Source organism: Staphylococcus sp. HMSC36A10 (genome assembly GCF_001838845.1).
Classification (GTDB): Bacteria; Bacillota; Bacilli; order Staphylococcales; family Staphylococcaceae; genus Staphylococcus; species Staphylococcus aureus.
This window is the reverse complement of the sequence record NZ_KV839105.1, coordinates 87,191-108,453: the sequence shown is the minus strand read 5'-3', so window position 1 is coordinate 108,453 and position 21,263 is coordinate 87,191. Positions and strand designations below refer to the sequence as shown.

Here is a 21,263-nt window from a genome sequence, read left to right as displayed (position 1 = left end):
CTATTTTTATTTTGCTTATTTTAAATTTTTAATCAATTCATCTGCAAATGCTGATGTAGAAACTTCTTCAGCACCATCCATTAAACGGGCAAAGTCATAAGTAACAACTTTTGAAGCAATTGTATCTTCAATTGAATCTGTAATCTTATCTGCCGCTTCTTGCCATCCTAAATGTTCTAACATTAATACAGAACTTAAAATTACTGAAGATGGATTCACTTTATTTAAACCTGCATATTTTGGAGCTGTACCATGTGTTGCTTCAAAAATAGCATGACCTGTTTCATAATTAATGTTTGCACCTGGTGCAATACCAATACCACCAACTTGTGCAGCTAAAGCATCTGAAATATAGTCACCATTCAAGTTCATAGTTGCTACAACATCATGCTCAGCTGGACGAGTTAAAATTTGTTGTAAGAAAATGTCAGCAATAGAATCTTTAATGATAATCTTGCCTTCTTTTTCAGCTTTTTCTTGAGCAGCATTAGCAGCATCTCTGCCTTCATTTTCAACAATTTCGTCATATTGTTGCCAAGTGAATACTTGATCACCAAATTCAGATAATGCTAAATCGTAACCCCACTGCTTAAATGAGCCTTCTGTAAATTTCATAATATTACCTTTATGAACTAAAGTAACTGATTTACGGTTATTATCGACAGCATATTGTATAGCTGCTCTAACTAATCGCTCAGTTCCTTCTTTAGAAACTGGTTTAATACCAATACCTGAAGTTTCTGGGAATCGAATGTTTGTCGCACCCATTTCGTTTTGTAAGAAGTCAATTACCTTTTTAACTTCTGTTGTACCTTCTTTAAATTCAATACCAGCATAAATGTCTTCAGTATTTTCACGGAAAATAACCATATCAACATCTTGTGGACGTTTAACAGGTGATGGTACTCCTTTAAACCAACGTACCGGTCTTAAGCAAGTAAATAAATCTAATTCTTGGCGTAAAGCCACATTTAATGATCTAATACCACCACCAATTGGTGTTGTTAAAGGTCCTTTAACAGCAATTAAATATTCTTTAATTGTATCAAGTGTTTCTTGAGGTAACCATTCACCAGTTGTATCAAATGCTTTTTGGCCAGCTAGCACTTCTTTCCATTCAATGCGTTTTTCGCCATTATAGGCTTTCTCAACAGCAGCATCTATAACTCGGCTTGCTGCCTTCCAAATATCCGGTCCAATTCCATCACCGATAATAAATGGGATAATTGGTTCATTAGGTACGTTTAATCCTTCAGTTCCTTGAGTAATTTTTTCTGCAGTCATAGTTATTTTACCTCCAAATTTTACATCTTCATTTTTAATTTGTATTGATTATTTTCTTTCTTCAAGCGGGATATACTTACGATTCGTTTCGCCAATATATTTCGCTCTAGGACGCATAATTCTATTATCTTTATATTGTTCTAAAATATGAGCAATCCATCCTGCAGAACGACTTACAGCAAAGATTGGCGTGAATAAGTCATGAGGTATTTCCATACAGTGATAAACACTCGCACTATAAAAATCAACATTAGGAATTAATCCTTTTTCTTCTGCCATACGTTTTTCCATTTTCACTGACATTTCAAATAATTCTTCACGACCAGCGTCTTTCGTAATTTGACGGCTCATTTCTCTTAAATATTTCGCTCTAGGATCACCATCTTTATATACACGATGACCGAAGCCCATTACTTTATCTTTATTAGCAAATTTTTCATCTAAGTAAGCATCAACATTTTCAATTGACCCAATCTCAGATAACATCGTCATAACTTGTTCGTTTGCACCACCATGTAATGGCCCTTTCAGAGAACCTACGGCTGCTACAATACCTGAGTACATATCTGACAATGATGATACCGCACAACGTGCTGTAAATGCAGATGCGTTCAACTCATGATCAGCGTGTAAAATAAGTGCTTTATTGAAGGCTTCTACTTCTATATCTGTTGGTAATTCCCCACGTAACATATATAGGAAGTTTGCCGCATAACTTAAGTCAGGATTAGGCTTAAGTGGTTCTTTATCTTGTCTTACTCGAGCAAACGCTGTAACTAATGATGCTACTTTAGCCTGTATACGCATTGCTCTTTCATAACGATTTTCATCTGATTCATTTTCAGCATCAGGATCGAAATGTGCAATATATGATAATGACGTACGTAATGCTGTCATTGGATGCACGTGATCTGTAACATACTCCTCAAAATGTGTATACACACGAGGATTTAATGTCATGTATTGATTTAATTTCCCTTTTAGATGAGCAAGCTCTTCTTCGTTTGGCAATCTATAGTTCCATAATAGGAAAATAACTTCTTCAAATTGCGCATTTTCAGCTAGATCATCAATATCATAGCCGGCATAAGTCAATTGACTTTCAATAATTGAACTTATTTTAGTCTCCGCTGCGATAACCCCTTCTAAACCTCTTTGTAATTCTGCCATGATAAATTTCCCCTTTACTGTTTCTTTATGAAATGGCTTTCAACTAATATTATAGCTAAACGCATTTCGTTTGTGAAATATAAAAACTGGCATTATATGTGCAACAATTTTTTTGTAAATCTATGTAAATGTCACAGAATAGCCACAAATAGCACCATTAAAGCTTTTTCAAGATGTGAATAATCCATGAATTTTACAATAGAATTAAATTTTCAATTGGTTATTATATATGATTATAAAAACCAAAGTATATTAACATGGAATTTTACACATTTTTACCGAAAATAATTGTATATATCTCAATATAAGTGCATAATAAACATATCTATATTTAAGGGAGATGTATTATGGCTGAAAAATTACAAAGGGAACTGAGCAATCGCCACATACAATTAATTGCAATTGGCGGTGCAATTGGTACAGGCTTATTCTTAGGTGCTGGTCAAACGATTGCATTAACCGGCCCTTCAATTCTATTAACATACATCATTATAGGATTTATGTTATTTATGTTTATGCGAGGTTTAGGAGAAATCATTATACAGAATACTGAATTTAAATCTTTCGCAGATGTAACCAATACATATATTGGGCCTTTTGCAGGATTTGTTACCGGATGGACATACTGGTTCTGTTGGATTATTACAGGTATGGCTGAAGTAACGGCTGTGGCAAAATATGTTAGCTTTTGGTTCCCAGAAATTCCAAACTGGATAAGTGCACTATTTTGTGTACTGTTATTAATGTCATTCAACCTACTTAGCGCAAGACTTTTCGGAGAATTAGAATTTTGGTTCTCTATCATTAAAATAGCGACAATTATTGGTTTAATAGTAGTTGGTTTCGTCATGATTCTATTTGCATTTAAAACTCAATTCGGGCATGCCAGTTTCACAAATCTATATGAACACGGCATATTCGCTAAAGGTGCTTCTGGATTCTTTATGTCTTTCCAAATGGCATTATTCTCATTTGTAGGAATTGAAATGATTGGTGTTACAGCTGGGGAAACAAAAGATCCAGTTAAAACAATTCCAAAAGCAATTAACAGTGTACCCATTAGAATTTTAATATTTTACGTTGGTGCGTTAGCGGTTATCATGTCTATTATCCCTTGGCAGCAAGTTGATCCTGATAACAGTCCATTCGTAAAATTATTCGCATTGATCGGAATTCCGTTTGCTGCGGGCTTGATTAATTTTGTAGTATTAACCGCTGCTGCTTCATCATGTAATAGTGGTATATTCTCAAATAGCCGTATGCTTTTCGGTTTATCAAGTCAACAACAAGCACCTCCAAACTTTTCTAAAACGAATAAATATGGCGTTCCACATGTTGCAATCTTTGCTTCATCAGCATTATTACTTGTGGCAGCATTACTAAACTATATTTTCCCAGATGCGACAAAAGTATTTACGTATGTGACTACCATCTCTACAGTGTTATTTTTAGTTGTATGGGGTCTGATTATCATTGCATATATCAATTATAGTCGTAAAAACCCAGATCTACATAAAAATGCTACGTACAAACTATTAGGTGGCAAATATATGGGCTACTTAATATTTGTATTCTTCATTTTTGTGTTCGGGTTATTATTTATTAATGTTGATACAAGACGTGCAATTTATTTTATTCCGATTTGGTTTATACTTTTAGCATTTATGTACTTAAGATATAAACGTATCGCTGCTAAATCAAATAAATAACAACAAGTTTTACCCCTGTTGAATATACTAAAGTTCAACAGGGGTTTTTATATGCAACTTATAATATTAAATTGCGTACTTGGCTCAAAACTTTTACTTTCTCATCTATTTAATAATGTATCATTTCAGAAATACATCCATACTTCTATTTTATAATAAATTTCCAAAGTAATATGAGTGAAAGTTTGAAGGTGATAATGTACATGTATAAAAGATATAAACATTTATATAGATTGCCATTCATACACTATCATTATCAAATAACCTATTAATTACGTCATAAAATACCAGATGAACCAAAAAACGCCTTTCCATTGTTGATAAATGGAAAGACGTTTTTTTATAAATTATAGTACGTTTGCATATCCTTCAAAGATTTTACCTTGAGCAGCATCAATCGTAACTAACATGTTATTGCTTATGTTTTTAACAGCTTTTTCTACACCTACAACTGTTGGAATACCTTTTTCTAAACCAACAATTGCACTTGGTGATGTAATACCATTTTCTTCTGTAATTAAGCCTAAAGCTTTTTCTACATAAGGTACAAACGTTTCATCGATTGAGTTAGTAACGATAACTTTGTCAGATAAATCTTTACCTTCTAAATCTTTAACAGTTTCAGCAACTAACGTAGTACCAACAACTGATCCACGTCCAATACCTTGACCATTAGCAATTTCGTCACCAACTAGGTGGATTTTCATCATATTAGTAGTTCCAGTTTCACCAGTTGGTACACCAGCAGTAATAATGATTAAATCACCATTAGATACTCTACCAGTTTCAACAGCTGTTGCAACTGCATTGTTTAACAATGCATCTGTACTCTTACGTCCTTTTTTAACTACAGGTTGAACTCCCCAAACAATTGAACATTGACGTGCAGTTTCTTCACTTGGAGTCACTGCAATAATGTCTGAATGCGGACGATATTTAGAGATAGTACGTGCCGTTGAACCACTTTCAGTAGCAGCTACAATTGCTTTAACATTTAAGTTTAAAGCTGTATGTGCAACCGAAATACCGATAGCATTCACTAATGAAGTTTCAACTAATTTAGTACGATCTGACAATAACTTTTTGTAATCTTGGGCTGCTTCAGCTGATACAGCAATATTTCTCATTGTTTTAACAGCTTCTTCAGGATATAAACCAGCAGCAGTTTCACCAGATAACATTACTGCATCTGTACCATCATAGATTGCGTTGGCAACGTCACTAGCTTCTGCACGTGTAGCACGTGGGTTACGTTGCATAGAATCTAACATTTGTGTAGCTGTAATAACTGGTTTACCTAATTTGTTACATTGTCTGATTAAATCTTTTTGAACCATTGGTACTTTTTCAGGTGGAATTTCAACACCCATGTCACCACGTGCAACCATTAAACCATCAGACACTTCAAGAATTTCCGCAATATTATCAATACCTTCTTGGTTTTCAATTTTAGGGAATACTGAAATGTTAGCTTTTTGTTCTTCTAAAATTTCACGAATTTCTAAAACATCACTAGGACGACGTACGAAACTTGCTGCAATGAAGTCAACATTTTCTTTAATACCGAAACGGATATCTTCAGCATCTTTTTCTGTAATACCAGGTAAACTTACTCTTACGCCAGGTAAGTTAACACCTTTTTTGTTTTTAAGCTCACCAGAGTTTAAAATATCACATTTAACTTCTTTTTTAGCATGGTCAATATCTTTAACTTGTAATTCAATTAAGCCATCATCAAGTAAAATGTATGAACCTACTTGAACATCGTTAATTAAGTTTTCATATGTTACTGAGAACTTTTCAGGTGTTCCTTCAACTTCATTCATGCTAACAATAACTTCGTTACCACGTTCAAGTTCAATGATACCGTCTTTCATATTATGCGTACGAATTTCTGGACCTTTTGTATCTAATAAAATTGCTACAATTTTGTCTAATCTTTTAGCTACTTTACGAATTGTATCAATTCTACCTTTATGCTCTTCATGACTACCATGTGAAAAGTTTAATCGTGCAACGTTCATACCAGCATTGATTAATTTCTCAATCATTTCTTCTGATTCTGAAGCTGGTCCAATTGTACATACAATTTTAGTTTTTCTCATTTTATAATTCCTCCTGAAATCTTATATAGATAACTTGTTAGCAAGTTCATATAGACTATAATCAAATTTATGATCTTTACCATCAAAAATTTCATCAAAAGATGTTGCTACAATTTTATTGTTCTTAATTCCAACACCCTTAGCTGTTTCACCTTGCATTAATAAGTCTACCGCATATCCACCTAAACGTGATGCTAAAACTCTATCCGCACCTGTTGGGCTACCACCACGTTGAACGTGACCTAACACAGACACTCTATTATCAACATTGATGTATTGTGATAATTCTTTTTGACAATCTTGCGCAGTCATACAACCTTCTGCTACAAGAACGATTGAGTGTTTCTTACCACGTTTAATACCTTGTTCAATTTTATCAGCTATTTCTTTAATATCTGTTTTCACTTCTGGAACTACAATTGTCTCAGCACCAACTGATAATCCAGCCCATAATGCTAGATCTCCACAATCACGGCCCATTGCTTCAATGATAAATGTTCGTGCGTGACTTGACGCAGTGTCTCTAATTTTGTCGACTAAGCCAATAATCGTATTTAATGCTGTGTCAAATCCAATTGTAAAATCAGTACCATTGATATCATTGTCAATCGTACCAGGAATACCGATAGTTTGAATTTCTTTGCATTCCTCACTGATGCGTTGTGCACCGCGATAACTACCGTCACCACCAATAACTACAAGGCCCTCAATCCCTCTTTTACGTAAGTTTTCGATTGCAACTTTACGTACTTCTTGCTCCTTAAACTCTGGACATCTTGCTGAATACAAGAATGTACCTCCACGCTGAATCGTATCCCCAACTGATCCTAATTCAAGTTTATGAATATCATCATTTAACAATCCTTGGTAACCATGATACACACCATAAACTTCAATTTCATTGTAAATTGCTGTACGAACAACTGCTCTTACGGCAGCATTCATTCCAGGTGAATCTCCACCACTAGTTAAAACTGCAATTTTCTTCATGACGACATACCTTTCTATAACTGATTTATCTTTAACTCTAAATTACCACAAATTGATATGTCATTCCATCAAAACTAATGTATTGAATTGATGTAAACGTTTTAAATATTGAATTTTATTTTAACTTAATTAAAAAAAGATTAGTAGCCACAATTTTGACTACTAATCTTAGTTAAAATTCAGTATCTAAATATTAAATTATTGTTTTAATGTACTTCAATTTATGGTAAAACCCAGTATCGATTTAACATAAAAATGCTCAAGTTGATTATTCTATATAAGAACCGATATTTCTGAATTTTTCAAAGCGATCATTAGCAATTTCATCACGTGATAATGACTCAAGTGAATCTAACTGTGCAACAAACGCTGATTTAATAGCTAAAGCTTGCTGTTCAATATCTTTATGTGCACCGCCAGGTGGTTCAGAAATGACATCATCTATAATACCTAATTGCTTAATATCATGGGCAGTAATTTTCATTGTTTCAGCTGCAATTTTAGCCAAATTACTGTCTTTCCATAATAATGCCGCTGCACCTTCAGGAGATATAACAGAGTAAGTACTATTCTCTAACATCAATACTTTATTGGCAATACCAATACCTAGAGCACCTCCACTGCCACCTTCACCAATGACAATCGCAATAACTGGTACTTTTAGTGAAGCCATCTCAATCAAATTTGTTGCGATAGATTCACTTTGTCCACGTTCTTCCGCAGCTTTACCAGGATATGCACCTTTTGTATCTATAAATGTAAAGATAGGACGATTGAATTTTTCAGCTTGTTTCATTAAACGTAATGCTTTTCGATAACCTTCTGGATGCGCCATACCAAAATTTCGATAAATATTATCTTTTGTATCTTTTCCACGTTGTTGTCCAATAACTGTAACAGCACGACCATTTAAAAAGCCAATACCACCAATCATTGCTGGATCATCTCTAAAATTACGATCACCATGTAGTTCCATAAACGAATCAAAGATATATGGAATATAATCTAGGGTCGTAGGTCTTTCTTGCAAACGCGCAATTTGCACACGATCCCATGATTTTAGATTTGTATATATTTTTTTAGTTTCTCGTTCCAATGACGCTTCAAGCATGTCAATTTCTTCTTGTAAATCCACATCATTTTTATCTTGAGATTCTTTTAAAGATTCAATTTTATTTCGAATTTCAAAAAGTGGTTTTTCAAAATCTAACATTATTTAGTCACCTCTTGATGGATTTTTAGAATTTCAGACAATGTTTGACGCATATTATTACGATGTACAACTTTATCCAATTGTCCATGCTCTAATAAAAATTCTGCAGTTTGGAAATCATCTGGCAATTTTTCGTTTATTGTCTGTTCAATAACTCGACGACCTGCAAAACCTATCAACGCTTTTGGCTCACTTAAATTTATATCACCAACTGATGCAAAACTTGCAGATACACCACCAGTAGTTGGATGTGTTAAATATGATATATATAATAGTCCAGCGTCAGAATGACGTTTTAAAGATACACTGGTTTTACCCATTTGCATCAAGGAAATAATACCTTCTTGCATACGTGCACCACCACTTGCAGAGAAAAGAATAAATGGTAAACGGTTCTCAGTGCAGTAATCAATGATGCGACATATCTTTTCACCGATAACCGATCCCATACTTCCCATTCTAAAACGTGAATCCATGACAGCAACGCCAAATTTCATACCATCTAGTTGCGCTGTACCAGTCACAACTGCTTCTTTAAGACCTGTCTTTTGTTGGTCCTTTTCAATTTTTTCTAAATAACTTGGAAAATCTAATGGATTCGCAGAGGTCATTCCCTTATCGAATTCTGTAAATGATCCTTCATCAGAAATTGCTTCTATACGTTTATACGCAGTTAAAGCAATATGATGATCACAATTAAAGCACACATTTAAATTTTCAGCTAATTCTTTTGTGTACATAATTTTCTTACACTTTGGACACTTAGTCATAATACCTGCAGGCACATCATTATTTTTAGAGTCTTGTACTGTAAGATATTTCTTTTTCTTTGTTCGATTAAAAAAATCTTTAAACATAGGAAAACCTCCAAATAACCTCTGTTCTAACCATTTAGAGCCTTAAACTGAACTTGACCAGTTAAAAACGGGTTTAAATTTATTTGATTTATATTCGTTTGACTGTTGAATGTTTATCATAAACTTTCATTTTCATCATTTTAATGACTCTTTATTGCTAACTTTTAAGCAATTTAATTAAACGTTAATTATTTTTATTGTAAATCTGTAAGTTTCATTGTTTTATCATACACATCTTGCGGATCAACTTCAATCCTAGCTACTCCAGATTCCATTGCCGCTTTAGCAACATTACGAGCAACTGATGGCGCTACACGTTTATCAAACGGTCCTGGGATACAGTAGTCTTCATTTAATTCAGAACTATCGATTAAATCAGCAATCGCTTCTACAGCTGCCTTTTTCATTTCTTCATTTATATGTGTAGCTTCAACCTCTAATGCACCTCTAAAAATACCAGGGAAAGCTAATACATTATTAATTTGGTTAGGATAGTCTGAACGTCCTGTACCAACAACTCGTGCACCTGCCGCTTTGGCATCATCAGGTATTATTTCAGGATTTGGATTAGCCATTGCAAATATAATTGGATTATCTGCCATACTCTTAACCATATCTTGTGACAGCGCATTAGCTACAGAAACTCCGATAAATACATCTGCGTCTTTTACGACTTCTTCTAAAGACCCTTCAATCTTATCTTTATTTGTCCATTTAGCTACAACATCTTTCGTAGGATTCATACCATATGAACGTCCTTCAAAAATTGCGCCTCTTGAGTCACACATAACCATATTTCTTACACCATACGCGTATAGTAATTTAACAATGGCTATTCCTGCTGCACCAGCACCATTTAGTACAACTTTTATTTTAGCAATATCTTTGTTAACAACTCTCAATGCATTTACCAAACCTGCCATTGTTACAATTGCTGTACCATGTTGATCGTCATGGAATACCGGAATATTAGTTTCTTTTTTCAATCGTTCTTCAATTTCAAAACAACGTGGTGCCGAAATATCCTCTAAATTAATACCACCATAATTAGGTTCTAACAACTTAACTGTTTTAATGATTTCTTCGGTATCAGTTGTATTTAACGCAATAGGCACCCCATTGATACCAGCGAAGCTTTTGAATAATACTGCTTTACCTTCCATTACAGGAATACTTGCTTCAGGTCCAATGTTACCTAAACCTAATACCGCTGTTCCATCAGTAATAACTGCAACTGTATTTCCTTTAATTGTGTAATCATATACTTTTCTTTTATCTTCATAAATATCTTTACACGGTTCAGCAACGCCAGGTGAGTATGCTAAACTTAATTCCTCTTTATTAGTAACTTTTACATTTGGTTTAACTTCTAATTTACCTTGATTACGTTTGTGCATTTCCAATGCTTCATCTCTTAATGACATGAAATCAGCCCCTAATTCAATATTTATTTTTAAAAAATAACTTGGATAAAACGCATTACATTATAAAAGTAAAAATATTGGGTAAATCTGAATGAGTAAGAATTTATGGTTTTGATTATGTAACACAAATAGCGATAAACGATAATAAAATAATATTTATAAAGATACATTAAACCATACTATCTAAAGATATACCTTTAATTATTATAATGGATAGCAAAAACCAATATATCAAAAAGTTATTATTTTTCCGCACGATATATCGACAAAATTCTTTACTCAATTTATGTATACTGCTTTTTGTGCTAATTATTCTTATGGATTAATCAATAATGTAAAGTGAAACTCATAAAAATAATAAGCATAAAAAACTAATATAAACGCAAACTGATGGTTAAAAAATATCTAACCATCAGTTTACTATATCATAATTTATTAGTTGATAAAAGTTATATAAGCCTAATATCACTAGGGTTAAAGGATTGTATAAAATTATTAAACATACTATCTTTTTGATTAATATAGCCTAAAGTAGTCATTTGTTTTATCGTTTCATCATAAAAGGATAACATAACATCATTAGCATTCTCTTTCGTAGCTTTAATCATCTCTTCAAACATATCTATTTGTGATTTATTTCTAATTATAATTTGTTTGGCAAATGCTAATTTTTGTTCTTCAAAAGTGGCTAATGTCTGAATCTCATTTATAATTAGTTGACGTTGTTGCTTTCTATGGTCAAATTTCCCGCTAACTATAAACAAGTCATTATGTGATAACAACTCTTCGTACTTTTTAAACTGATTAGGGAAAATCACACCATCTAAAGTTTCAATGCCATCATTTAATGTGACGAATGCCATATTTTGACCATTTTTAGTTCGAATTTGTTTAACTTTATCAAACTGTACTAATATAGGCTTATTATTCTGCGCGTTACTCAATTTAAATATCGTTAAATATTGTTTGGCAACAAACTTTTTATCTACTGGGTGTTGCGAAACATAAAATCCTAAATATTCTTTTTCGTACTGACTAATAAGTGCATCAGGCAATTCTTCTTTATCTTCATACATCTGTTTTGGCGTTAAAATATCAAATAAAAAACCATCTTGTTCAATGTTTAAATCGCCATCCAACACTTGATCAATAGCTTGCAACAACGTTGAACGTGTTTTACCAAAAGCATCAAACGCTCCCACTAAAATCAGTGCTTCAAGTAACTTTCTCGTTTTGACTCTCTTCGGTATACGTCTAGCAAAATCAAAGAAATCTTTAAATTTGCCGTTCTGATAACGTTCATCAACAATCACTTTCACACTTTGATAACCAACACCTTTAATTGTACCAATTGATAAATAAATGCCTTTTGGGGAAGGTTTATAAAACCAATGACTTTCGTTAATGTTCGGTGGCAATATAGTGATACCTTGTTTTTTTGCTTCTTCTATCATTTGAGCAGTTTTCTTCTCACTTCCAATAACATTACTTAAAATATTTGCGTAAAAATAATTTGGATAATGGACTTTTAAAAAGCTCATAATGTATGCAATTTTAGAATAGCTGACAGCATGTGCTCTAGGAAAACCATAATCTGCAAATTTCAGAATCAAATCAAATATTTGCTTACTAATGTCTTCGTGATAACCATTTTGCTTTGCACCTTCTATAAAATGTTGACGCTCACTTTCAAGAACAGCTCTATTTTTTTTACTCATTGCTCTTCTTAAAATATCCGCTTCACCATAACTGAAGTTTGCAAATGTGCTCGCTATTTGCATAATTTGCTCTTGATAAATAATAACACCGTAAGTATTTTTTAATATCGGTTCTAAATGCGGATGTAAATATTGAACTTTGCTTGGATCATGTCTTCTTGTAATGTAAGTTGGAATTTCTTCCATTGGACCTGGTCTATACAAAGAAGTTACAGCCACAATATCTTCAAAGTGTTCCGGCTTTAATTTTTTTAATACACTTCTTACACCGTCAGACTCTAATTGGAATATGCCAGTCGTATCTCCTTGCGACAACAATTCAAACACTTTTTGATCATCGAACGGAATCTTTTCGATATCAATATTAATACCTAAATCTTTTTTGACTTGTGTTAAGATTTGATGAATAATCGATAAGTTTCTCAAACCTAGAAAATCTATTTTTAATAACCCAATACGTTCGGCTTCAGTCATTGTCCATTGCGTTAATAATCCTGTATCCCCTTTCGTTAAAGGGGCATATTCATATAATGGATGGTCATTAATAATAATTCCTGCCGCATGTGTAGATGTATGTCTTGGTAAACCTTCTAACTTTTTACAAATACTGAACCAGCGTTCATGTCGATGGTTTCGATGTACAAACTTTTTAAAATCGTCAATTTGATATGCTTCATCAAGTGTAATTCCTAATTTATGTGGGATTAAACTTGAAATTTCATTTAATGTAACTTCATCAAACCCCATAATTCTTCCAACATCTCTAGCAACTGCTCTTGCAAGCAGATGACCGAAAGTCACAATTCCAGATACATGTAGCTCGCCATATTTTTCTTGGACGTACTGAATGACCCTTTCTCGGCGTGTATCTTCAAAGTCAATATCAATATCAGGCATTGTTACACGTTCTGGGTTTAAAAAACGTTCAAATAATAGATTGAATTTAATAGGATCAATCGTTGTAATTCCCAATAAATAACTGACCAGTGAGCCAGCTGAAGAACCACGACCAGGACCTACCATCACATCATTCGTTTTCGCATAATGGATTAAATCACTTACTATTAAGAAATAATCTTCAAAACCCATATTAGTAATAACTTTATACTCATATTTCAATCGCTCTAAATAGACGTCATAATTAAGTTCTAATTTTTTCAATTGTGTAACTAAGACACGCCACAAATATTTTTTAGCTGATTCATCATTAGGTGTCTCATATTGAGGAAGTAGAGATTGATGATATTTTAATTCTGCATCACACTTTTGAGCTATAACATCAACCTGCGTTAAATATTCTTGGTTAATATCTAATTGATTAATTTCCTTTTCAGTTAAAAAATGTGCACCAAAATCTTCTTGATCATGAATTAAGTCTAATTTTGTATTGTCTCTAATAGCTGCTAATGCAGAAATCGTATCGGCATCTTGACGTGTTTGGTAACAAACATTTTGAATCCAAACATGTTTTCTACCTTGAATCGAAATACTAAGGTGGTCCATATATGTGTCATTATGGGTTTCAAACACTTGTACAATATCACGATGTTGATCACCGACTTTTTTAAAAATGATAATCATATTGTTAGAAAATCGTTTTAATAATTCAAACGACACATGTTCTAATGCATTCATTTTTATTTCCGATGATAGTTGATACAAATCTTTTAATCCATCATTATTTTTAGCTAGAACAACTGTTTCGACTGTATTTAATCCATTTGTCACATATATTGTCATACCAAAAATCGGTTTAATGTTATTTGCTATACATGCATCATAAAATTTAGGAAAACCATACAATACATTGGTGTCAGTTATGGCAAGTGCATCAACATTTTCAGACACAGCAAGTCTTACGGCATCTTCTATTTTTAAGCTTGAATTTAACAAATCATAAGCCGTATGAATATTTAAATATGCCACCATGATTGAATGGCCCCTTTCTATTAGTTAAGTTTTGTGCGTAAAGCTGTAGCAAGTTGCTCAAATTCATCCCAGCTGTCCACTGAAACTCCTGACGCATTCGGATGACCACCGCCACCAAAATCTTGCGCAATATCATTAATAATCAATTGCCCTTTAGAACGTAATCGACATCTGATTTCATTACCTTCATCGACTGCAAATACCCATATTTTCAAGCCTTTGATGTCAGCAATTGTATTAACAAACTGAGATGCTTCATTTGGCTGAATACCGAATTGCTCCAATACATCTTCAGTTATTTTAACTTGGCAGAATCCATCATCCATAAGTTCGAAATGTTGTAAAACATAACCTTGAAACGGCAACATTTTTGGGTCCTTCTCCATCATTTTATTTAAAAGCGCATTATGATCAATATCATGCCCAATTAACTTTCCAGCAATTTCCATAGTATGTTCTGAGGTATTGTTAAAAAGGAATCGCCCAGTATCACCGACGATACCAAGATATAAAACGCTCGCGATATCTTTATTAACAATTGCTTCATCATTAAAATGTGAGATTAAATCGTAAATGATTTCACTTGTAGATGACGCGTTCGTATTAACTAAATTAATATCACCATACTGATCAACTGCAGGATGATGATCTATTTTAATAATTTTACGACCTGTACTATAACGTTCATCGTCAATTCGTGGAGCATTGGCAGTATCACATACAATTACAAGCGCATCTTGATATGTTTTATCATCAATGTTATCTAACTCTCCAATAAAACTTAATGATGATTCCGCTTCACCCACTGCAAATACTTGCTTTTGCGGAAATTTCTGCTGAATATAGTATTTTAAACCAAGTTGTGAACCATATGCATCAGGATCTGGTCTAACATGTCTGTGTATAATAATTGTATCGTTGTCTTCGATACATTTCATAATTTCATTCAAAGTACTAATCATTTTCATACTCCCTTTTTTAGAAAAGTTGCTTAATTTAAGCATTAGTCTATATCAAAATATCTAAATTATAAAAATTGTTACTACCATATTAAACTATTTGCCCGTTTTAATTATTTAGATATATATATTTTCATACTATTTAGTTCAGGGGCCCCAACACAGAGAAATTGGACCCCTAATTTCTACAAACAATGCAAGTTGGGGTGGGGCCCCAACGTTTGTGCGAAATCTATCTTATGCCTATTTTCTCTGCTAAGTTCCTATACTTCGTCAAACATTTGGCATATCACGAGAGCGCTCGCTACTTTGTCGTTTTGACTATGCATGTTCACTTCTATTTTGGCGAAGTTTCTTCCGACGTCTAGTATGCCAAAGCGCACTGTTATATGTGATTCAATAGGTACTGTTTTAATATACACGATATTTAAGTTCTCTATCATGACATTACCTTTTTTAAATTTACGCATTTCATATTGTATTGTTTCTTCTATAATACTTACAAATGCCGCTTTACTTACTGTTCCGTAATGATTGATTAAAAGTGGTGAAACTTCTACTGTAATTCCATCTTGATTCATTGTTATATATTTGGCGATTTGATCGTTAATTGTTTCACCCATCTGAGGCTGTCTTCCTAAAAGTTGCATAGACTTTAAAACATCTTGTCTATTAATCACACCCACTGTCTTTTTATTACTCGAAACGACAGGAATCAATTCAATACCTTCCCAAATCATCATATGCGCACAACTTGCTACTGTACTCATAGCATTTACATAAATAGGATTTCGCGTCATCACTTTATCTATTTCGTCGTCGTCCTTTGTATTAATCATCTCTCGACTTGTTACAATACCTACTAATTTATAAGACTCATTGACTACCGGAAATCTTGTATGGCCAGTTCGATTCGCCATACGCTTATAATCTGCTATTTTCATCGTATCAAACAGCACAGATAAATCATCTAATGGCGTCATTATATCTTGAACTATTAAGATATCTTTTCGTATTTTCTGATTAAAAAGTGCTTTGTTGATAATATTTGCAACTAGAAATGTATCATAACTTGATGATAGAACAGGTAAATCATGTTCATTCGCAAAATTAATAACTTTATTAGATGGCTTAAATCCACCAGTAATTAATATAGCCGTACCTCTTTTTAAAGCTTCAATCTGCACATCTTCACGATTTCCGACAATCAATAATGTCTTTGGGCCAATATACTTTAAAATATCTTTGAGTTCCATTGCTCCAATTGCAAATTTAGATACCATCTTAGTGATACCTTTGTTGCCACCTAACACTTGGCCATCAATAATATTGACAATTTCATTAAAAGTTAAATGTTCAATTTCATTACGATTACGTTTTTCGATTCGAACCGTACCAACACGATCTATCGTTGCGACCATGCCCATTTTATCAGCATCTTTAATTGCACGATATGCTGTCCCTTCAGATACGTTTAAAAATTTAGCGATTTTACGCACCGAAATTTTAGAGCCTATAGATAACGATTCAATATAATCTAAAATTTGTTCATGTTTTGTCATTCTTTACCTCTTCTTTTCGAACAGTATTAACTACATTATAACTTTATTTTGGATAAAAAGCATTGAAGTGAAATGAAATAATGATCGTTTCACCTATTTTATTTTTTGAAAATATACAACAAACACAAAGATCACAAAATCTTTAATTTTAAATGGAAAAATCCATTATTATTTATTAGAATGTAAGTGAGGAGGGATGTACTAATGTATAAAAATATATTACTTGGTGTAGACACTCAGTTAAAAAATGAAAAAGCACTAAAAGAAGTGTCTAAATTAGCTGGCGAAGGTACAGTCGTAACAGTTTTAAACGCAATCAGCGAACAAGATGCTCAAGCATCAATTAAAGCAGGTGTTCATTTAAACAAACTTACTGAAGAACGAAGCAAGCGATTGGAAAAAACACGCAAAGCTTTAGAAGATTATGGTATTGATTATGACCAAATAATTGTTCGTGGTAATGCAAAAGAAGAACTATTAAAACATGCTAATAGCGGTAAATACGAAATTGTTGTTTTAAGTAACCGTAAAGCAGAAGACAAAAAGAAATTTGTACTTGGAAGTGTCAGCCACAAAGTAGCAAAACGTGCGACTATCCCTGTATTAATCGTTAAATAAAATTTTTATCCAGAATCACAAATAATCTTTCAATCATGATGCAGTCTCAAACGACTGAGTAAACACAAGAAATGATTATGACTGTGGTTCTGGATTTTTTATATCGTAGTAAATTTATAATCAATGTCTAATTGTATAAAACTAAAATTACGAGAGTAGGTCAGAAATGATAAAGAACCACTGATGTCCCCCGTCCACGTCGTAACTGAATCAGTAGAATATAAAAACACCCACTAAAAATATGCAGACGATAACTTCCACATAGATTAGCGAGGTGTTTTTTAGTGTAAAATCTATATTCTATTTAAAACTGAACAGATTCACCTGGTTTTAAAATTTGCACGTCCCCTACATTAACAGCATCTTTAAATTGTTGTGGATCTTGTTCGATTAATGGGAATGTATCATAATGAATCGGTACAGAAATTTTTGGTTTAATAAATTCATTAATAGCATAACTTGCATCATCAATACCCATCGTAAAATTATCTCCAATTGGTACAAAACATACATCAACTGGATGACGTTTCGCAATAAGTGACATATCACTAAACAGACCTGTATCACCAGTATGATAAATTGTTTTTCCTTCAACTTCAAACACGATACCCATTGGCATACCTAAATAAACTGGAATACCATTTTCATGTGTAAAACTTGAACTATGAAATGCTTGAACAAATTTAACGCTTCCGAAATCAAAGTTTGCTTTACCACCAATATTCATACCATGAACATTTTCAACACCGTGATATGAAGAAAGATAGTCAGCCATTTCTGCACTTCCAATTACTGTTGCTCCTGTTTTCTTTGCTAGTTCCACAACATCACCAAAATGATCAAAATGACCGTGCGTTAAAACGATATAGTCTACCTGCACTGTTTCAATATTCAAATCACACTTAGGGTTATTTGAAATAAACGGATCTACGATAACCTTTTTGTTGTTCCCTTCTAAATAAATCGTTGATTGACCATGAAATGATAACTTCATTTGAGCATCCTCCTATCAATTGCTATATAAATTTAGTACCCTTTTGCCACTTAATTATAACAAATTCTCAAATTTTAAAAATTGAAAATCTAGTTAATGTATTAGCTCGATTTTGAAATCTAATAATAATTGGCATAAAATGGAAGTAATATTATGTTGAGGAGTGTTTATAAAATGACAAAAATATCAAAAATAATAGACGAGCTGAACAATCAACAAGCTGATGCAGCATGGATTACAACACCGTTGAATGTATATTATTTTACTGGATACCGTAGCGAACCCCATGAAAGATTATTTGCATTATTGATTAAGAAAGATGGTAAACAAGTACTATTTTGTCCAAAAATGGAAGTCGAAGAAGTCAAAGCATCACCTTTCACAGGTGAAATCGTTGGATATTTAGACACTGAAAACCCTTTTTCACTTTATCCTCAAACAATCAATAAATTACTAATTGAAAGCGAGCACTTAACAGTAGCACGCCAAAAACAATTAACCTCTGGTTTCAATGTCAATTCATTCGGAGATGTTGATTTAACAATCAAACAATTGAGAAATATTAAATCCGAAGATGAAATTAGCAAAATACGTAAAGCTGCTGAGTTAGCAGATAAGTGTATCGAAATAGGTGTTTCTTATTTAAAAGAAGGTGTGACTGAACGTGAAGTAGTCAACCATATTGAGCAAACTATCAAACAATATGGCGTCAATGAAATGAGTTTTGATACGATGGTTTTATTTGGAGATCATGCCGCATCACCTCATGGCACACCAGGAGATCGCAGATTAAAAAGCAATGAATATGTACTATTTGATTTAGGTGTAATTTATGAGCATTATTGTAGCGATATGACACGTACCATTAAATTTGGTGAACCTAGCAAAGAAGCACAAGAAATTTATAATATTGTATTAGAAGCAGAAACATCTGCAATCCAAGCAATTAAACCTGGAATACCTTTAAAAGATATCGATCATATCGCTAGAAATATTATTTCAGAAAAAGGTTATGGTGAATATTTCCCTCATCGCTTAGGTCATGGTTTAGGATTACAAGAACATGAATATCAAGATGTTTCAAGTACTAATTCTAATTTGTTAGAAGCTGGCATGGTTATTACAATCGAACCAGGTATTTATGTACCAGGTGTTGCAGGTGTAAGAATTGAAGATGACATACTTGTCACTAATGAAGGATATGAAGTATTAACACATTACGAAAAATAAGGAGTGGGATAAAAATGAAAAGCTTGTTACAAGCGCATTCTCATTCAGTCAAACACTGCCAATATAACATTGTAGCGCCTAAGACATAAATTTTTATCCAAGTCTAAATGCAATATGTAACAAACAAGCTAGAAACACATATGCAGGTATGTTCATCAGTAACATGTAATGAATCAAATCAATATCATTCATGTTCGATGATTTCTTCGCATTGTTTCTAGCTTTAATTTATCATTATTTAATTTTAATAACCAAGGAGATGATAACGTCATTCTTTAGTACGCTGTAATCCATTCCCTTTTCATTAAATTCAAATTATAATTGTAATGCTTCTTCTACAGATTTATATTCCATTTCAAATGCCTCTGCAACGCCTTTATTGGTTACATGACCTTTGTAAGTATTTAAACCTACTGATAATGGTTGATTTGATTTAAATGCTTCTCTATACCCTTTATTAGCTAGCATGAGCGCATAAGGTAGCGTAGCATTATTTAAAGCTAACGTCGAAGTACGCGGTACTGCACCTGGCATATTTGCAACTGCATAATGAACCACACCATGCTTAATATATGTAGGATCATCATGTGTCGTAATTTTATCAGTTGTTTCAAAAATACCGCCTTGATCAATAGCAATGTCAATAATAACTGACCCATTTTTCATTTGTTTAATCATGTCTTCTGTTACAAGTCTTGGCGCTTTAGCACCTGGAATTAAAACTGCACCTATTACTAAATCACTTTGTTTAACATACAACTCAATATTCAACGGATTTGACATAATTGTATGTACACGTCCACCGAATAAATCATCTAATTGTTGTAAACGCTTTGGATTAACATCTAAAATCGTAACATCTGCACCTAGTCCTAGTGCAATTTTAGCTGCATTTGTTCCTGCTTGACCACCACCTATAATAGTTACTTTACCCTTAGGTACTCCTGGGACACCACCTAGTAGAATTCCCATACCACCATTAAGTTTTTGTAGGAACTCTGCGCCAACTTGAGCTGACATTCTTCCTGCTACCTCACTCATTGGTGATAACAATGGTAAAGATCGGTCTGGTAACTGCACAGTCTCATATGCAATACTAATTACTTTTCTATCTATCAAAGCTTGTGTTAATTTTTCTTCATTTGCTAAATGAAGATAAGTGAATAATACAAGCCCTTCTTTAAAATATGGATATTCAGATTCAAGTGGTTCTTTAACTTTAATAACCATATCCACATCCCAAACTTTTGCTTGTTCAGCAACAATCTCAGCACCTGCTTCTTTGTAATCTACATCTTCAAAGAATGATCCTGAACCCGCATTTGTTTCCACTAAAACAGTATGCCCACTTTCTACTAAAGCGTGCACACCACTTGGTGATAAACCAACACGATTTTCATTATTTTTAATCTCCCTTGGTATACCAATTTTCATACCATCCACCTCCATAATCATCTTAACGCGAACATTTTGAAAGCGCAATCAAAAATCCACAAAATTG

16 protein-coding genes are annotated in these 21,263 nt (G+C 33.2%); 3 read left to right on the top strand and 13 right to left on the bottom strand.

Annotated elements, in window-relative coordinates; all coding sequences use genetic code 11:
- Window positions 1-15: 15 nt before the first annotated feature.
- Together icd and HMPREF3247_RS07030 are read right to left on the bottom strand one after the other, a co-directional pair.
- Window positions 16-1,284 (bottom strand): NADP-dependent isocitrate dehydrogenase, encoded by a 1,269-nt coding sequence (gene icd, locus HMPREF3247_RS07035; protein WP_070866217.1) that lies wholly within the window; start codon window positions 1,282-1,284, stop codon window positions 16-18.
- Between the two features lie 48 nt (window positions 1,285-1,332).
- On the bottom strand, window positions 1,333-2,454 hold the full coding sequence (locus HMPREF3247_RS07030) for a citrate synthase (protein ID WP_000829167.1): 1,122 nt from the start codon (window positions 2,452-2,454) through the stop codon (window positions 1,333-1,335).
- A 347-nt stretch (window positions 2,455-2,801) separates the two neighbouring features.
- Here HMPREF3247_RS07030 and HMPREF3247_RS07025 point away from each other — a divergent pair, with 347 nt between their 5' ends.
- Window positions 2,802-4,163 (top strand): amino acid permease, encoded by a 1,362-nt coding sequence (locus HMPREF3247_RS07025; protein WP_000818525.1) that lies wholly within the window; start codon window positions 2,802-2,804, stop codon window positions 4,161-4,163.
- 347 nt (window positions 4,164-4,510) lie between these two features.
- Here the strand turns inward: HMPREF3247_RS07025 and pyk are convergent, their stop codons facing one another.
- The 8 genes from pyk to HMPREF3247_RS06985 form a co-directional block, all read right to left on the bottom strand.
- The gene (gene pyk, locus HMPREF3247_RS07020) at window positions 4,511-6,268 is read right to left on the bottom strand and encodes a pyruvate kinase (protein ID WP_001232648.1); all 1,758 of its coding nucleotides are present in this window, start codon (window positions 6,266-6,268) and stop codon (window positions 4,511-4,513) included.
- A 21-nt stretch (window positions 6,269-6,289) separates the two neighbouring features.
- A complete protein-coding gene (gene pfkA, locus HMPREF3247_RS07015; protein ID WP_000717561.1) occupies window positions 6,290-7,258 on the bottom strand; it encodes a 6-phosphofructokinase in 969 nt (322 codons plus the stop codon).
- Window positions 7,259-7,526: 268 nt separating this feature from the next.
- On the bottom strand, window positions 7,527-8,471 hold the full coding sequence (locus tag HMPREF3247_RS07010; RefSeq protein ID WP_070866216.1) for an acetyl-CoA carboxylase carboxyltransferase subunit alpha: 945 nt from the start codon (window positions 8,469-8,471) through the stop codon (window positions 7,527-7,529).
- Entirely contained in the window at window positions 8,471-9,328 is an 858-nt protein-coding gene (accD, locus tag HMPREF3247_RS07005) for an acetyl-CoA carboxylase, carboxyltransferase subunit beta (protein ID WP_000471572.1), read from the bottom strand. Before accD ends, HMPREF3247_RS07010 begins: the two co-directional genes overlap by 1 nt.
- Before the next feature lie 194 nt (window positions 9,329-9,522).
- Window positions 9,523-10,752 carry an NADP-dependent malic enzyme gene (locus tag HMPREF3247_RS07000; RefSeq protein WP_000058389.1) on the bottom strand — a complete coding sequence of 410 codons (1,230 nt, stop codon included), beginning with the start codon at window positions 10,750-10,752 and terminating at the stop codon, window positions 9,523-9,525.
- Between the two features lie 449 nt (window positions 10,753-11,201).
- Entirely contained in the window at window positions 11,202-14,399 is a 3,198-nt protein-coding gene (locus HMPREF3247_RS06995; protein ID WP_000226909.1) for a DNA polymerase III subunit alpha, read from the bottom strand.
- A 20-nt stretch (window positions 14,400-14,419) separates the two neighbouring features.
- Complete coding sequence (gene pde2 / locus HMPREF3247_RS06990; protein ID WP_000626069.1) at window positions 14,420-15,361, bottom strand: pApA hydrolase Pde2; 942 nt, start codon at window positions 15,359-15,361, stop codon at window positions 14,420-14,422.
- 260 nt (window positions 15,362-15,621) lie between these two features.
- Window positions 15,622-16,920: a CBS domain-containing protein gene (locus tag HMPREF3247_RS06985; RefSeq protein ID WP_000160435.1), complete on the bottom strand. Its 1,299-nt coding sequence runs from the start codon at window positions 16,918-16,920 to the stop codon at window positions 15,622-15,624.
- Between the two features lie 204 nt (window positions 16,921-17,124).
- Between HMPREF3247_RS06985 and HMPREF3247_RS06980 the strand changes: the two genes are divergently transcribed.
- Window positions 17,125-17,538 carry a universal stress protein gene (locus HMPREF3247_RS06980; RefSeq protein ID WP_000277602.1) on the top strand — a complete coding sequence of 138 codons (414 nt, stop codon included), beginning with the start codon at window positions 17,125-17,127 and terminating at the stop codon, window positions 17,536-17,538.
- A 304-nt stretch (window positions 17,539-17,842) separates the two neighbouring features.
- On the opposite strand, the gene HMPREF3247_RS06975 is transcribed toward HMPREF3247_RS06980, so the two are convergent.
- On the bottom strand, window positions 17,843-18,532 hold the full coding sequence (locus tag HMPREF3247_RS06975; protein WP_000777188.1) for a metal-dependent hydrolase: 690 nt from the start codon (window positions 18,530-18,532) through the stop codon (window positions 17,843-17,845).
- A 174-nt stretch (window positions 18,533-18,706) separates the two neighbouring features.
- Here HMPREF3247_RS06975 and HMPREF3247_RS06970 point away from each other — a divergent pair, with 174 nt between their 5' ends.
- Window positions 18,707-19,762, top strand: coding sequence for a M24 family metallopeptidase (locus HMPREF3247_RS06970; RefSeq protein ID WP_000161675.1), 1,056 nt, complete (start codon window positions 18,707-18,709; stop codon window positions 19,760-19,762).
- Window positions 19,763-19,855: 93 nt separating this feature from the next.
- Here the strand turns inward: HMPREF3247_RS06970 and HMPREF3247_RS06965 are convergent, their stop codons facing one another.
- Window positions 19,856-19,954, bottom strand: a complete 99-nt coding sequence (locus HMPREF3247_RS06965; protein ID WP_001789984.1) for a hypothetical protein — start codon at window positions 19,952-19,954, stop codon at window positions 19,856-19,858.
- 123 nt (window positions 19,955-20,077) lie between these two features.
- On the bottom strand, window positions 20,078-21,196 hold the full coding sequence (gene ald / locus HMPREF3247_RS06960; RefSeq protein WP_000689999.1) for an alanine dehydrogenase: 1,119 nt from the start codon (window positions 21,194-21,196) through the stop codon (window positions 20,078-20,080).
- Window positions 21,197-21,263: the final 67 nt, after the last annotated feature.